14 protein-coding genes are annotated in these 15,577 nt (G+C 69.0%); 7 read left to right on the top strand and 7 right to left on the bottom strand.

Annotated features, from left to right (window positions below):
- The first annotated feature begins 104 nt into the window (after positions 1–104).
- The 7 genes from A6A40_RS21800 to leuD are packed head-to-tail and all read left to right on the top strand — an operon-like array spanning position 105 to position 8,867.
- Entirely contained in the window at positions 105–992 is an 888-nt protein-coding gene (locus tag A6A40_RS21800) for an isocitrate lyase/PEP mutase family protein (RefSeq protein WP_108548072.1), read from the top strand.
- A 2-nt stretch (positions 993–994) separates the two neighbouring features.
- Entirely contained in the window at positions 995–2,731 is a 1,737-nt protein-coding gene (locus A6A40_RS21805) for a hydantoinase B/oxoprolinase family protein (protein WP_108548073.1), read from the top strand.
- A gap of 20 nt (positions 2,732–2,751) precedes the next feature.
- Positions 2,752–4,836, top strand: coding sequence for a hydantoinase/oxoprolinase family protein (locus A6A40_RS21810; protein ID WP_108547929.1), 2,085 nt, complete (start codon positions 2,752–2,754; stop codon positions 4,834–4,836).
- A complete protein-coding gene (locus A6A40_RS21815; protein WP_108547930.1) occupies positions 4,833–5,447 on the top strand; it encodes a cysteine hydrolase family protein in 615 nt (204 codons plus the stop codon). The genes A6A40_RS21810 and A6A40_RS21815 overlap by 4 nt, the downstream gene beginning before the upstream one ends.
- Positions 5,444–6,865, top strand: a complete 1,422-nt coding sequence (locus tag A6A40_RS21820) for an FAD-dependent oxidoreductase (protein ID WP_418208620.1) — start codon at positions 5,444–5,446, stop codon at positions 6,863–6,865. The genes A6A40_RS21815 and A6A40_RS21820 overlap by 4 nt, the downstream gene beginning before the upstream one ends.
- A complete protein-coding gene (leuC, locus tag A6A40_RS21825) occupies positions 6,862–8,268 on the top strand; it encodes a 3-isopropylmalate dehydratase large subunit (RefSeq protein ID WP_108547931.1) in 1,407 nt (468 codons plus the stop codon). Before A6A40_RS21820 ends, leuC begins: the two co-directional genes overlap by 4 nt.
- Positions 8,269–8,270: 2 nt before the next feature.
- A complete protein-coding gene (gene leuD / locus A6A40_RS21830; RefSeq protein ID WP_108547932.1) occupies positions 8,271–8,867 on the top strand; it encodes a 3-isopropylmalate dehydratase small subunit in 597 nt (198 codons plus the stop codon).
- Between the two features lie 22 nt (positions 8,868–8,889).
- Here leuD and A6A40_RS21835 read toward each other — a convergent pair whose 3' ends face one another.
- The 7 genes from A6A40_RS21835 to A6A40_RS21865 all read right to left on the bottom strand — a co-directional run bounded on the left by A6A40_RS21835 (position 8,890) and on the right by A6A40_RS21865 (position 15,408).
- On the bottom strand, positions 8,890–9,852 hold the full coding sequence (locus A6A40_RS21835; RefSeq protein ID WP_335645198.1) for an NAD(P)-dependent oxidoreductase: 963 nt from the start codon (positions 9,850–9,852) through the stop codon (positions 8,890–8,892).
- Between the two features lie 56 nt (positions 9,853–9,908).
- Complete coding sequence (locus A6A40_RS21840; protein WP_108547933.1) at positions 9,909–11,168, bottom strand: TRAP transporter large permease; 1,260 nt, start codon at positions 11,166–11,168, stop codon at positions 9,909–9,911.
- Positions 11,165–11,725 (bottom strand): TRAP transporter small permease, encoded by a 561-nt coding sequence (locus tag A6A40_RS21845; protein ID WP_108547934.1) that lies wholly within the window; start codon positions 11,723–11,725, stop codon positions 11,165–11,167. Before A6A40_RS21845 ends, A6A40_RS21840 begins: the two co-directional genes overlap by 4 nt.
- Entirely contained in the window at positions 11,725–12,708 is a 984-nt protein-coding gene (locus A6A40_RS21850; RefSeq protein ID WP_108547935.1) for a TRAP transporter substrate-binding protein, read from the bottom strand. Before A6A40_RS21850 ends, A6A40_RS21845 begins: the two co-directional genes overlap by 1 nt.
- Before the next feature lie 66 nt (positions 12,709–12,774).
- Positions 12,775–13,779 carry a transketolase family protein gene (locus A6A40_RS21855; protein WP_162363830.1) on the bottom strand — a complete coding sequence of 335 codons (1,005 nt, stop codon included), beginning with the start codon at positions 13,777–13,779 and terminating at the stop codon, positions 12,775–12,777.
- Positions 13,776–14,651, bottom strand: a complete 876-nt coding sequence (locus A6A40_RS21860; RefSeq protein ID WP_418208621.1) for a transketolase — start codon at positions 14,649–14,651, stop codon at positions 13,776–13,778. Before A6A40_RS21860 ends, A6A40_RS21855 begins: the two co-directional genes overlap by 4 nt.
- A gap of 7 nt (positions 14,652–14,658) precedes the next feature.
- Positions 14,659–15,408 (bottom strand): SDR family NAD(P)-dependent oxidoreductase, encoded by a 750-nt coding sequence (locus A6A40_RS21865; RefSeq protein WP_108547937.1) that lies wholly within the window; start codon positions 15,406–15,408, stop codon positions 14,659–14,661.
- Positions 15,409–15,577 lie beyond the last annotated feature (169 nt).

A 15,577-nucleotide genomic window follows, 5' to 3' on the forward strand; every position in this document is an offset into this window, starting at 1 on the left:
CGCGCTCCGGCCCTCTCCCGACATCTTCCAACCCTGACCCGGCGGTGCCGCGACCGTTTCGCGGACCGGCGCCGGGGGGAGCGCTTGACATGACCGTCCCCAACATCAGTTTCCGGGACCGACTGGCCCAGGACCGCGTCGTCCTGGCGCCCGGAGTCTATGACGCCTTCACCGCTTCCATGGCGGCGCGTGCGGGATTCGAGGCGCTGTATCTGTCCGGTGCCGCCATCGCCTATACCCGGCTCGGCCGGCCCGACATCGGGCTGGTCTCGGTCAGCGAGGTGGCGGACACCATCGCCCTGGTGCGCGACCGCGTGCCGACGCCGCTGATCGTCGATGCCGACACCGGATACGGCAACGCCCTGAACGTGCAGCGCACCGTGCGCATGTTCGAGCGCGCCGGCGCCACCGCCTTGCAGCTTGAGGACCAGAGCTTTCCCAAGCGCTGCGGCCATCTGACCGACAAGGCGGTGATTCCGGCCGGCGAAATGGCCGGCAAGATCAAGGCGGCGGTCGATGCCCGCGCCAGCGAAAACACCCTGATCGTCGCCCGCACCGACGCGGTGGCGGTGGAGGGCGTCTCCGCGGCGCTGGACCGCGCCCGGCTCTATGTCGAGGCCGGCGCCGATGTGCTGTTCGTCGAGGCGCCCAAGAGCCGCGAGCAGCTCTCCGCCATCGCCGCCGACCTGGGCGGCATCCGCCCGCTGCTCGCCAACATGGTGGAGGGCGGGCAGACGCCGATCAGCTCCGCATCGGAACTCGGCGAGCTGGGCTACCGGCTGGTGATCTTCCCCGGCGGCATCGTGCGGGCGCTCGCCCGGCAGGCGCAGGACTATTACGCCTCGCTGGCGCAGCACGGCACCACCCAGCCGTTCCGCGACCGCATGTTCGACTTCAACGCGTTGAACGACCTGATCGGCACGCCGGAGATGCTGGCACTCGGCGAGACTTACAAGGACTTTGGCCCCGCCAAGCGGGAGGACGCAGCATGACCATGAAGACCGCAATCGACCCCGTCACGCTCGCCGTCCTGAAGGGCCGGCTGGAGCAGATCGCCGACGAAATGGACGCGACGCTCTACCGCTCCGCCTTCAACCCGATCATCGCCGAGGCGCGCGACGCCTGCCATGGCCTCTACCATGCCGAGACCGGCGCCACGCTGGTGCAGGGCACCAACGGTTTGCCGATCTTCGTCGGCGCCATGGCCTTCGCGGTCAAGGCGGTGATCGACAAGGTGGCGCGCGAGGGCGACCTCCACCCGGACGACATCTTCCTGTTCAACGATCCCTATGACGGCGGCACCCACCTGAACGATTTCCGTCTGGTGCGGCCGATCTTCCGGCAGGGCCAACTGTTCTGCTGGATGGCGTCGGTCGGCCATTGGCTCGACATCGGCGGCAATGTGCCGGGCAACTTCAATGCCCGCGCCACCGACAGCTTCCAGGAAGGCGTGCGCATCCCGCCGGTGAAGCTGGTCAAGGCCGGCGCGATGAACCACGATTTGCTGGCGATCCTCGCCGCGAACTCGCGCGTGCCGGTGTCGAACTACGGCGACCTGAACGGGCAGCTGAACGCGCTGGATCTGGGCGTGCGCCGCCTGACCGAACTGCTGGACGAGCATGGCGAGGAGACGGTCGCCGCCGCTTTCGAGGCCTTCACCGCGCGGGCCGACGCGCTGATGCGCAGCGCCGTGTCCAAGCTGCCGGATGGCGTCTACAGCTTCGAGGATTATCTCGACAATGACGGCATCACGGCCGACCGGCTGCTGATCGCGCTGGACCTGACCATCGCCGGCGACCGGATGACGCTGGATTTCTCGCGCTCGTCGGTGCCCTGTGCCGGGCCGCTGAACATCGCCTATTCAACGGCGGTGGCCTGCTGCTACGTCGCGCTGAAGCATGTCTTCACCGACGTGCCGGCCAATGCCGGCTGCCTCAACCCGATCACCTTCGTGATCCCCGAAAGCACCCTGCTGGCGGTCAAGCCGCCGAAGCCGGTGGGCGGCTATACCGAGACGATCCTGCGCGTCATCGGCGTGGTGTTCGGTGCGCTGGCGCTTGCCGATCCGGCCCGCGCCACCGCCGCTCCGTTCGGCACCATCAACGCGCTGTCGCTGGCCGGCCACCGCAAGGACGGCTCGCGCTGGGTGATGTTCTCCTTCTTCGGCGGGGGCCTGGGCGGCAATCCGGAAACGGACGGGCTGAACCACGCCAACAATCCGATCTCCACCGCCACCATCCCGCCGGTTGAAATCCTGGAAGCGGCCTATCCGGTGATGTTCACCCAATGGGCGCTGCGTCCGGACTCAGCCGGTGCCGGCCTGCACCGCGGCGGCCTGGGTGCGGTTTACGAGATCGAGGCGCTGACCGACGCCGACGTCTTCCTGCTGGGCGAGCGCGGCGTCTTCGCGCCCTTCGGCGTGGCAGGCGGTACTCCTGCGGCGCTGAACCGCTTCACCTGGCAGAGCGACGAAGGCGAGAAGTCGCCGCCGCTCGCTTCGAAAGTCACCGACGTGAAGATCCGCGATGGCCAGCGCGTGCGGCTGGAAACGCCGGGCGGCGGCGGCTGGGGCGACCCGAAACGGCGCGATGCGGAGGCCGTCGCCCGCGACGTGCGGCTCGGCTACCTCGGCCGTGACGCGGCATGCAGCGCCTATGGCGTGGCGCTGACCGACGACGGCGTGCTCGACATCGCCGCCACCGCGACCTTGCGCGAAATCCCCGCCGCCTGACGAATCCGGGATCCAAGACCATGAGCAACGGTATCTCCAAGGGTGCCCCCAAGGGCGCCATCGTCGGCGTCGATGTCGGCGGCACCTTCACCGACCTGTTCCATTACGACGAGGAGCGCGGCAGTTTTCGCACCGCCAAGGTCCCGTCCAACCGCGGCGACGAGGCGGTCGGCTTCCTCGCCGGCCTGCAGAGCTTCGGCCCGGTGGCGGACCTGGGCTCCATCGTCCACGGCACCACCGTCGGCACCAACGCGCTCTTGGAGCGCAAGGGCGCCAAGGTCGGCCTGATCACCACCGCCGGCTTCCGCGACGTGCTGGAGATGCGCCGCCGCGACCGCCGCCACACCTGGGGCCTGTGGGGCGATTTCGTCCCCGTCGTCGACCGCGACATGCGGCTGGAGGTGGCGGAGCGCACGCTGGCCGACGGCACCATCCGCACCGGGATCGACCCGGAGGAGGTGCGCGCTTGCGCCCGCCGGCTGGCTGACCAGGGGGCGGAGGCGCTCGCCATCGTCTTCATCAACGCCTACGCCAATCCGGTCAACGAGCTGGCGGCGCTGGAGGCGGCGCGCGAGGTGTGGCCGAACGCCAACCTCGAATGCTCCTCGCGCATCCTGCCGGAAATCCGCGAGTTCGAGCGCACCTCGACCACCGCGCTGAACGCCTATCTCCAGCCGGTGGTCGGCAGCTATCTCGCCAAGCTCGACAACGCGCTGGCCGGCGAAGGGTTCGGCGGCCGCTTCCACATCGTGCAGTCCAACGGCGGCGTGATGTCCACCGACACCGCCCGTCGGCTGCCGGTGCGCACCGCTTTGTCGGGGCCGGCGGCCGGCGTCATCGCCGCGGCGGCGATCTCCAAGGCGGCGGGCTTTCCCAACGTCATCACCGGCGACCTCGGCGGCACCAGCTTCGACGTGTCGCTGGTGGTGGAGGGGCAGACCATGCTGGCCGCCCAGACCACCATCGATTTCGGTCTGGTCGTCCGCACGCCGATGATCGAGATCACCACCATCGGCGCCGGCGGCGGTTCCATCGCCGGGGTCGATCCCGGTGGCATGCTGCAGGTCGGTCCGGAGAGCGCCGGCTCGCGGCCGGGGCCGGTCTGCTATGGCCAGGGCAACACCCGCCCGACCCTGACCGACGCCAATGTCCTGCTCGGCCGCATCAATGCCGAGCGTCCCATCGGCGGCAAGCTGGCGCGGCTGGACGTCGACGCCGCCCGCAAGGCCATCGCCACCCATGTCGCCGAACCGCTCGGCCTCGACGTCATGGCGGCGGCGGAGGCGGTGGTGCGCATCGCCAACAGCAAGATGGCCGGCGCCATCCGCCTCGTCTCCATCGAGCGAGGCCACGACCCGGCCAAGTTCGCCGCCGTGCCCTTCGGCGGCGGCGGCGCGCTGCATGTCGGCGCGCTGATCAAGGAGGTCGGGCTGAAGGCGGCGCTGGTGCCGCGCTTCCCCGGCGTGACCTCCGCACTCGGTTGCGTCATCGCCGACATCCGCCACGATCAGGTGCAGACGGTGAACCTGCCGCTGGCGGGGATCGACGCCGGCTCGCTCGACCGCCGCATGGTCGAGGAGGCCGCCGCCGCCCGTGCGGTGGTGGAGTCCGCCGGGCTCAGCGTCGAGCGCATCGACCTCGTCTTCGAACTCGACATGCATTACATCGGCCAGACCCACACGGTCGCCGTGCCGCTGCCGGTGTCTGTGGAGAACGGCACCACCGGAGTGGATGAGGCGACCATCCGTGCCGCCTTCGAGCGCGCCTATCAGGCCTCCTTCAGCCGGCTGCTGCCGGGGGTGGGCGCCAAGATCGTCAATCTGCGCACCGCCGCCATCGGCCGCCGCCCACATTTCGACCTCTCCGCGCTCGCTCCGGCGGCCGGAACGACGGTGGAGGGAGCCTATGCCGGCTCGCGGCCGGTGTGGTTCGACGGCGCCTGGCATGAGACGGCGGTCTACAACCGCCTCGACCTGCCGGTCGGCGCCGTGATCCAGGGACCGGCGATCCTGGAGCAGCCGGACGCCACCACCGTCATCGACCCCGACCTCAGCGCCCGCGTCGACAGCTTCGGCAACGTCATCGTGGAAAGGAGCGCCCGATGAGCGCCGCCATCGTTCCGATCGAGCGCACCGCCCTGCTGGTCTGCGACCTGCAGAACGACTTCCTGCATCCCGAGGGCGCCTATGGCCGCGCCGGACAGACGGCGCCGGAGATCCTGGAGCTGCCGGAACGGGTGAGGCCGCTGGCCGACCTGCTGCGCTCCCGCGGCGGTTGGGTGATCTCCACCAACTTCACGCTCGTCCCCGGCCGCGGCGGCGAGCCGATGATCTCGCCCCACCTGAAGATTCTGCGGCCCTTCCTGGCCAAGGGCGACTTCAAGCCCGGCAGCTGGGGGCATCGTACGGTGGACGCCCTCCAGCCCGTCGATGTGGAGGTGGAGAAGATCGCCTATTCCGCCTTCTACATGTCGCGGCTGGAATGGGTGCTGGCGAAATGCGGGGTGGAGCGGCTGCTGGTCTGCGGCATCGTCACCAACGGCGGCGTCGCCTCGACCGTGCGCGACGCCCATGTCCGCGATTTCGACACCATCGTGCTGGAGGACGGTACCGCCGCCTTCACGCCGCAGCTGCACGAGGTGTCCATCGCCGCGCTTCGCCCGGTCTGCCGGGTGGAGACCGTCGCCCGCATCATGGAGGAGGTGGCAAGCCCATGAGCCGCATGATCGGCCGCATCCTGCCTGCCGATGGCGTCGAGTTCGAGTTCACCGTCCCCGTCGTCGTGATCGGCGGCGGCGCTGCCGGGATGATCGCCGCTCTCGCCGCCCATGAGCGGGACGCCGACGTGCTGGTGCTGGAGCGCGACGCCCTGCCCCAGGGCTCCACCGCCCTGTCGGCCGGGCTGATCCCGGCGCCGGGCACCCGCTGGCAGCGCGATGCCGGGATCGAGGACAGCCCGGAACGCTTCGCCGCCGACATCATCGCCAAGGCGAAGGGAGAACCCGACCCGGCCGCAGTCGCCCGCGTCGCACAGGCCGTCGGGCCGACGCTGGAATGGCTGGCCGACCGCTACGGCCTGCCCTTCTCGGTGGTGGACAATTTCAGCTATCCCGGCCACAGCGCCCGCCGCATGCATGGGCTGCCCAGCCGGTCGGGGACGGAACTGATCGACCGCCTTCGCGGTGCGGTGGAGGCTGCCGGCATCGACGTGCTGTGCGAGGCGCATGTCACCGCGCTATATGCCGATGGCGCGCTGGTTCGCGGTGTGGAGATCACACGGCCCGACGGCAGCGTCGAGCGGGTCGGCTGCGGCGCGCTGATCCTCGCCTGCAACGGCTATGGCGGCAACAAGGCGCTGGTCGAACGCCATGTGCCGGAACTGGCCGAGGCGCTCTATTTCGGCCATCCCGGCAACCAGGGCGACGCGCTGCTGTGGGGCGAGGCGCTGGCCGCCACCACCCGGCACCTGTCCGGGCACCAGGGTCACGGCTCCGTCGCCCATCCCGCCGGCATCCTCGTCACCTGGGCGACGATCACCGAGGGCGGCGTGCAAGTGAATGCCGAGGGCCGGCGCTTCTCCAACGAGGCGCAGGGCTATTCGGAGCAGGCCGCACTGGTGCTGCGCCAGCCGGACGGCATCGCCTGGACCGTGTTCGACGAACGCATCGCCGGCATCGCCCGCCAGTTCGAGGATTTCCGGCAGGCCGAGGCGATGGGCGCGGTGCTGAGTGCCGACAGCCCCGCCGAGCTTGCCCGGCAAATGAAGATCGATGCGGACGCCCTCGCCGCAACGCTGGACGACATCGACCGGTTGAAGGCGGAAAGCGGAACAGACGGCTTCGGCCGCGACTTCACCGGTTCGGCCCCGCTGGTCCCGCCCTATCGCGCCGTCCGCGTCACCGGCGCGCTGTTCCACACCCAGGGCGGGCTGGTCGTCGACGACGACGCGCGCGTTCTGGACGGCGACGGTGCGCCGCTGCCCAACCTCTATGCCGCAGGCGGGGCCGCTTGCGGCGTGTCGGGATCCAAGGCGTCCGGCTACCTGTCCGGCAACGGCCTGCTGACCGCGGTGGCGCTGGGGCGCATCGCCGGCTCCGCCGCTGCACGCGCCGTAAAGGAGGAAAGCAACCGATGACCTCGCAGCCACGCAGCCTGTTCGAAAAGGTCTGGGACGCCCATGTCGTGGCGACCCGGCCGGACGGTCAGGCCCTGCTCGCCATCGACCGTCATTTCCTGCATGAGGGCTCCTTCCACGCCTTCGGCATGATCGACCATGCCGGCCGCAAGGTGCGCCGCCCGGAGCTGACCTTCGCCGTCGCCGACCATTATGTGCCCTCGCACAGCCGGGCCAAGCCCATCGCCGATCCCGAGATCGCCAACATGGTGACGATGCTGGAGGCGAATGCCGGCCGTCACGGCCTGCGCCATTTCGGCCTGCACGACCCGGCCCAGGGCATCGTCCATGTGCTGGCGCCCGAACAGGGGCTGACGCTGCCCGGCCTGACCATCGTCTGCGGCGACAGCCACACCTCGACCCACGGCGCTTTCGGCGCGCTGGCCTTCGGCATCGGCGCGACCGAGGTGTCGCATGTGCTGGCGACCCAGACGCTGTGGCAGCGCCGGCCAAAGACCATGCGCATCACCGTCGACGGGATGCTGGGGCCGCATGTCACCGCCAAGGACCTGATCCTGGCGGTGATCGCCGCCATCGGTGCCGACGGCGCCGCCGGCCATGTCATCGAATATGCCGGCAGCGCCATCCGCGCCCTGTCGATGGAAGGCCGGCTGACCGTCTGCAACATGTCCATCGAAGCCGGCGCACGGGCCGGCATGATCGCCCCCGACGACACCACAGTCGCCTGGATCGCGGGACGGCATTACGCCCCGAAGGGCGCCCTGTTCGACCGCGCGGTGGAGCATTGGCGGACCCTGCCCAGCGATGCGGGCGCCGTCTTCGACCGCGAGGTGACGCTGGATGCCGCCGACATCGCCCCGGCGGTGACCTGGGGCACCAGCCCGGAAACCGCGGTTCCGGTCACGGCGGCAGTTCCCGATCCCGGTGCGGAGGCCGATCCGGTGCGCGCCGGCCAGATGCGCAAGATGCTGGATTACATGGGCCTCGCCGCCGGCATGGCGCTGGAGGAGGTGGCCATCGACCGCGTCTTCATCGGCTCCTGCACCAACGCGCGGCTGGAGGATCTGCGCGCCGCCGCCGCCGTGCTGCGCGGCCGGCGCGCGGTGGTGCCGGGGCTGGTGGTTCCGGGCTCGGTCCCGGTGCGCCGGCAGGCGGAGGCGGAGGGGCTGGACCGCGTGTTCATCGACGCCGGTCTGGACTGGGGGGAGCCGGGCTGCTCCATGTGCGTGGGCATCAACGGCGACCTCGTTCCGGCGGGGGAGCGCTGCGCCTCCACCACCAACCGCAACTTCCCCGGCCGCCAGGGGCCGAACGCCCGCACCCATCTGATGAGCCCGGCGATGGCCGCCGCCGCCGCCGCGACCGGCAGGCTCACCGATGTCCGCAAGCTGGGAGTTTCCTGAGGATGGAACCCTTCGTCACGCTGACCGCAGCGGCGGTGCCGCTCGACATCGCCAACATCGACACCGACCAGCTTCTGCCCGCCCGCTTCCTGAAGAAGCCGCGCAGCGCCGGCTACGGCAACTTCCTGTTCCATGACGAGCGCAAGCCGGGCTTCCCGCTCGACGACCCGGCCTATGCCGGTGCCGCCGTTCTGGTGAGCGACCGCAATTTCGGCTGCGGCTCCTCGCGGGAAGGCGCGGTCTATGCGCTGGTGGACGGCGGGTTCCGCTGCGTCGTCGCCCCCAGCTTCGGCGACATCTTCGCCGCCAACGCCGCCAAGAACGGGCTGCTGACCATCACCCTGCCCGAAGAGGCGGTGGCGGCGCTGCGACGCCAGCTTCAGGAGGCACCGGGCGCCTCCGTCACGGTCGATCTGCCGGCCCAGACCCTGACCGGCCCGGACGGGCGGGCGCTGTCCTTCGCCATCGACCCCTTCAAGAAGGAATGCCTTGTCGAGGGGTTGGACGACGTGGCGCTGACCCTGCGCCATCAGGATGCCATCGACGCCTTCGACCGGACCGACGCCGAGGCCCGGCCCTGGGTGGTGCCGGGGGCCTGAAAAGGGCTCCCGGACCTCAGTCTCAGCGCGGCAAGGGCGTGCCGTTGACCGCGTGGTAGCTGCGGATCACTTGGCTGTCGTCCATCGACCCTTCGCCGCGGCCGGAAGTCGCCAGGAACATCTGGTGGGCGACGGCGGCCAGCGGCAGGGCCGCCTTGGCGTCGCGCCCGGCCTCCAGCACGATGCCGAGATCCTTGACGAAGATGTCGACGGCGCTGGTGATCTCCGGCTCCGCCTCCAGCATGCGCGGACCGCGGTCCTTCAGCATCCAGCTCGAGGCCGACGACCCGCTCATGATCTCCAGCAGGACCTTCAGATCGACGCCGACCTTGGCGGCCAGCGCGAAGGCCTCCGCCACCACGGCGATGTGGACGCCGCACAGCAGCTGGTTGACGGTCTTCACCGTGGCACCCTGCCCCGGCCTTTCGCCGACATGGAAGACCTTGTCGCCCAAGGCGGCCAGGACCGGGCGGACACCCTCCACGACCGCCGCCGGAGCCGCCGCCATGATCGACAGCGTGCCGGCGACCGCCCCCACCACCCCGCCTGAGACAGGGGCATCGACGAAGCGGCGCCCGGCCGCCTCCACCCGCTCCGCCAGGGCGGCGACCGCACCCGGCGGACAGGTCGCCATCAAAATCACCGCCGCGCCAGCCGGCAGGGCCTCCAGCGCGCCGTCGGCGAAGAGGACCGCGTCGGCCTGGGCGGCATTGACCACCATCAGGACCAGCGCGTCCGCCCCCGCCGCGGCCTCGGCGGCGCTGGAGGCCCCGGTTCCGCCCACGCTCTCAAGCGCCAGCACGCTTTCGGCCCGCATGTCGAAGCCCCTGACCCGGAAGCCCTTCGCCAGCAGATTGCGCGCCATGGGCATGCCCATGGAACCGAGGCCGATGAAACCGACTGTCGTCATCGCTTGAACATCCTTGGATTGGGCCTTGGGTTTGAAGTGCCGCCGGGTCGGAGCCCGCGAGCTTTTCGACACCATTGTCGGCCGTCATCCCCGCGAAGGCGGGGATGACGGCCGAGGGAACTCACGGACCCTCAGTACAGGATCGTCGCCGGCACGTAGGACACCAGCCCCAGCACGATCAGCGCCACCAGATAGAAGGGCCACAGCTCGCGCACGATGGCGCCGATGGGCTCGCGCGAGATGGCGGCGGCGATGAACAGGGTGGTGCCGATGGGCGGGGTGAACAGGCCGATGCTGAGATTGACCGCCATCATGATGCCGAGCTGGATCGTGTCCATGCCGATGGCGCTGCCGACGGCGACGAAGGTGGGACCCAGCAGCAGGATCGCCGCAGGCAGGTCGAGGAACATGCCGACCACCAGCATGATCAGGTTCATCGCCAGGATGATCAGCCACGGCTCCTTCAGCACGCTTTCCGCATAGCCGGCGACCGCGTTCGGGATGGCTTCGGTGATCAGCACATAGCCGACGAGGTTGGAGGCGGCGATGACCAGCATGACCACGCCCGTGGTCACGACCGTCCCCATCAGGGCGGCGTAGATGCGCTTCACCGTCAGGTCGCGGTAGATCAGGATGCTGACCAGCAGCGCATAGGCGACGGCGATGACGCTGACCTCGGTCGGGGTGGCGATGCCGAAGCGCAGCAGCACCAGGATGAAGGCCGGCATCAGCAGCGCCGGCAGCGCCGCGACGGTTGCCGTCGCCAGCGCCCTGAGCCCGCCCTCGCTCATCAGCAGGGGGAAGTTGCGCATGCGGCCGCTGACATAGCAGACGATCATCATGCCGCCGGCCAGCATCAGGCCCGGCAGGATGCCGGCGAGGAACAGCGAGGCGATGGAGGCGTTCGACACCGCCGCATAGAGGATCAGCGGGATCGAGGGCGGGATCAGCCCGGCGATCACCGACGAGGAGGCGGTCGTCGCGGCACTGAAGGCGGCGGGATAGCCCTCGCGCTTCTGCCAGGGGATCAGCATGGATCCCAGCGCCGACGCCTCGGCAACAGCGGAGCCGGACACGCCGCCGAAGATGGTGGAGCCGACCACAGTGACCTGCGCCAGCCCGCCGTGATAGCGCCCGACCAGGGCGGCGGCGAAGCGCACCAGCTTCTGGCCCAGCGTGCCGCTCATCATCAGCGCGCCGGACAGGATGAAGAAGGGAATGGCCAGCAGCGGGAAGCTCTGGGTCGGCTGGAACAGCTTGATGACCGAGATGACGGTGGGGACGGAGCCCAGCGTCATGACGGCGGCACCCGAACTGATGACCAGCGCATAGCCGACGGGAAAGGAGAGGAACAGGAGAACGCCGAAGACGGCGATCATCATGGCGGTCATATCTCTTCCTCCGACACATGCGCGCGGACTGACCGCGGATCCTCGGCGATCAGAAGGCGCAGGAAGGTGGTGACGGCGGTCAGCCCGACCCCGACAAAGCCGGCGATCAGCGACAGATAGGCCCAGCGGGCGCTGACGCCCGTCACCGGATAGATCTCGCTGCCGGTGATCTCGATGACGGCAAGGCCGATGTAGGCAAGATAGAAGAAGGTCGCGGCCACAACCACCTGCATCGCCAGCAGCATGGTCCGGGCCGAATTGCGCGGCAGCATGTCCAGCAGCAGCGTGACCGAGATGTGCGCACCCTTCTGTGCCGCCAGCACCACGCCGCCCATCACCAGCCAGGGGAACAGCAGGTTCGGCAGCTCCGACGGCCAGCCCATGCCCTGGGTGGTCAGATAGCGGACCACGACCTCGGCCCCCAGCGACAGGAACAGCACGACCAGCGACAGGATCGCCACGGCTGCGGCGCTGGCGGAAATCGCGCCATCGGCCGCCTGGAGAAGGGTGGCGGGAAGTCCCGCCACCTCATGCTCCCGCTCGTGGGAAACCGTCATCACTGCGCCGCCCCGGCCGCAGCTTCCTTACGGACCAGCGCAACCAGCTCAGGGAACTGCTTCTCCCACTTGTCGTAGACGGACTTGGTCTTGGCGACGAAGGGGGCGGTGTCCACCGTGTTGAACTTGACGCCGGCCGCCTCCATCTTCGACTGCAGCTCCTTGTCGGCCTTGGCCGACATCTCGCGGTTCAGCTTGCCGGCTTCCGCCGCCGCCTCCAGCACCGCCTGCTGATCGGCCTTCGAGAAGGTGTCGAACACCATCTTGCTGGCCAGCAACGGGGTCGCCTCATACTTGTGGCCGGTCAGCGAGATGTATTTCTGCACCTCGAACAGCTTGGACGAATGGATGTTCGTCAACGGATTCTCCTGCCCGTCCACCACGCCCTGCTGGAGCGCGATGTAGAGTTCGGAGAAGGCCAGCGGCGTCGGGTTGGCGCCCAGAGCCTTGAAGATATCCACCGTCATCGGATCCGGCGGCGTGCGGATCTTGATGCCGGCCAGATCCTCCGGCTTGGTGATCGGGCGCATGTTGTTGGAGACATGGCGGATGCCGTTGTCCCACATCGCCAGCAGCACCAGACCCTTGGTCTTGGACGCGTCGTCCAGCTTCTTCGCCACCGGGCCGTCCAGAACCTTCCAGGCCTGCGGCAGCGACTGGAACAGGAAGGGCAGGCCCAGCACGGCATATTCCGGCACGACGCCCGAGGTGGTGCCCTGCGAGTTGGCGCTGAAGGCCAGCGTGCCCAGGCGCATGCTCGTCAGCGCCTCAACGTCGTCGCCGTACTGGGCGCTGCCGCCGACCTCGATCTTCACCCGGCCCTGCGTCTTCTGGGCGACGAGCTCCGCGAATTTCAGCGAGGCTTCCGCCTTCGGGTTGCCGGGGGCCGCGTTGTGGGCCAGGCGCAGGACCTGCTGGGCCCAGGCGGCGGGCGACGCGACCAGGGCGGCACCCACCATCAGCGACAAGAGCAGCTTCTTCATCGGATTCCTCTCCCTATGGGCATTTGTTGGTTGAGCGGGTGTGATCGGGTCGGCTGAACGCTCGTCTCAGAGCCAGCCCTTGATGCTCGCCGCCATGGCGTCGGTGGAGATGCCGTAGAGGTCGTGCAGGGTCGGCAGGGCGCCGGCCTTCAGGAACTCGTCCGGCAGGCCGATCTGGCGGAAGACCGGGGCGACGCCGCCGCGCAGCAGGGTGCCGGCCACCGCCTCGCCCAGCCCGCCGATGACGGTGTGGTTCTCCGCCACCACCACCATGCGGCCGGTGCGCCCGGCTTCACGCAGGATGGTCTCGGTGTCGAGCGGCTTGATGGTCGGGACATGCAGCACGGCGACGCCGACCTTGTCGGCCTCCAGCCGCTGCGCCACCTCCAGCGCCCGCATCGTCATGATGCCGGACGAAATGACCAGCACGTCGGCGCCGTCGCGCAGCAGCTTGGCCTTGCCGAGTTCGAATGTGTAGTCGTACTCGTCCAGAACCAGCGGAACGTTGCCGCGCAGCAGGCGCATGTAGACCGGCCCCTGGTGCGCGGCCATCGCCGGCACCACCTGCTCGATCTCGTGCGCGTCGCAGGGATCGATCACCACCATGTTCGGCATGGCGCGCATCAGCGCCAGATCCTCGGCCGCCTGATGGCTGGGGCCGTAGCCGGAGGTCAGGCCAGGCAGGGCGCAGGCGATCTTGACGTTGCGGTTCTCCTCCGCAATCGTCTGGTGGACGAAGTCGTAGGCCCGGCGCGAGGCGAAGACGGCGTAGGTGGTGACGAAGGGCATCATGCCCTCATGCGCCATGCCCGACGCCGCACCCATCAGCAGCTGTTCGGCCATCCCCATCTGATAGAAGCGGTCGGGATAAGCCTGGGCGAAGATGTGCAGGTCGGTGTATTTGCCAAGGTCGGCGGTCATGCCGACGATCTCCGGCCGCTGCTTCGCCAGCTCGACCAGCGCATGGCCGAAGGGGGCCGGCCTGGTCCGCTGCCCTTCCGCCGCGATCGAGGCGATCATGGCGGAGGTCTTCAGGCGCGGCTTCGCAGTGGTGTTCGCAGCGGTGCTCATGCGGTCCTCCCGGCGTCGAGCGCATCCAGCGCCAGCTGCCATTCGTGCGCGTCGACACGGATGAAATGGTTCTTTTCGCGGGCTTCGAGGAAGGGCACGCCCTTGCCCATCTTGGTGTCGCAGACGATCATCCGCGGCTTGGCCTCGGGGTGCGACTTGGCGGCGTCGAAGGCGGCGACCACCGCGTCCATGTCGTTGCCGTATATGCGCTGGACGAACCAGCCGAAGGCCTCCAGCTTGTCCACCAGCGGCTCGAACGCCATCACCTGGGTGGAGGGGCCGTCGGCCTGCTGGTTGTTGACGTCGACGATGGCGATCAGGTTGTCGAGCTTGTAATGGGCGGCCGACATGATGGCTTCCCACACCGAGCCCTCGTCCAGCTCACCGTCCGAGAACAGGGTGTAGACGCGGCTCGCCGAACTCTTGCGCTTCAGCCCCAGCCCGATGCCGACCGCGATGCTGAGGCCGAGGCCGAGCGAGCCGCCCGACATCTCCATACCCGGCGTGTAGCTGGCCATGCCCGACATCGGCAGGCGGCTGTCGTCGCTGCCGTAGGTCTCCAGCTCTTCCGCCGGGACGATGCCGGCCTCGATCAAGGCTGCATAGAGGGCGATGGCGTAATGGCCGTTGGACAGCAGGAAGCGGTCGCGCTCCTCCCAATGCGGGTCCTCGGGCCGGTACTTCATGGCGTGGAAGTAGGAGACCGCCAGAACGTCGGCGATGTCGAGCGCCTGGCCGATATAACCCTGCCCCTGCACCTCGCCCATCAGCAGGGCGTTGCGGCGGATGCGGTAGGCGCGTTCCGCCAGCGGCACATTGTGCCCCAGCGGGGTGGTGTCGAGTGCGGTGTCCACGGAAGGTGTCTCCAGCATTTCGGGATCAGTGGATCAGCATGCCGCCGTTGACGTCGAGCGTGGCGCCGGTGATGTAGGAGGACAGCTCCGACGCCAGGAACAGGCAGGAGCGGGCCACATCCTCGGCGTCGCCCAGGCGGTTCAGCGGGATGCCCTTCAGGATTTCCGCCCGCAGCTCGTCGGTCAGCTTGCCGCCGGTGATGTCGGTCTGGATCAGGCCGGGCGTCACCGAATTGACGCGGACATTGTCCGGCCCCAGTTCGCGCGCCATCGCCTTGGCGAGGCCCAGCACGCCGGCCTTGGCCGCGCTGTAGTGCGGGCCGCCGAAGATGCCGCCGCCGCGCTGCGCCGACACCGACGAGATGCAAACGATGGAGCCCGACTTGCGCTCCCGCATGTGGGGGACGACCGCCTGGCTCATGTACAGCGTGCCGCGCAGGCTGACGTCGGTCACCGCCTCGTAGTTCTTCGGGCCGATGTCCATGAACTTCAGCGGCTGGGTGATGCCGGCATTGTTGACCAGCACGTCGATGCGGCCGAACTCCTCGACCACGCGGGTCGCGGCGGCGAAGCAGGCGTCGCGGTCGGTCACGTCGCAGGCGTAGCCGCGATGGGCCTCGCCCAGTTCGGCGGCCGCTTCGGCCGCCTGGGCGCCGTCGAGGTCCAGGATGATCGCGCGCCCGCCATGCAGCGCGAAAAGCCTCGCGGTCGCCCGGCCGATGCCACGGCGCGACGCGGCGCCGGTGATCACGCAGACCTTGTTGGACAGCAGCATGCTCGCTCCCTTTGTCGAAGCAGGCTCCGCCGTGGCGGCGAAAGAGATGCCGCGGGCGGAGCGTCGGTTTCGCTCGGTTGTGGTGATTTCGCTGCGGCCGACCGATGATTCGTCCAGCCGATGATTGAGGTGATCCTATGATCTTGAGGTGAATTCGACAAACGAATAA

This window comes from Azospirillum humicireducens (assembly GCF_001639105.2).
Classification (GTDB): domain Bacteria; phylum Pseudomonadota; class Alphaproteobacteria; order Azospirillales; family Azospirillaceae; genus Azospirillum; species Azospirillum humicireducens.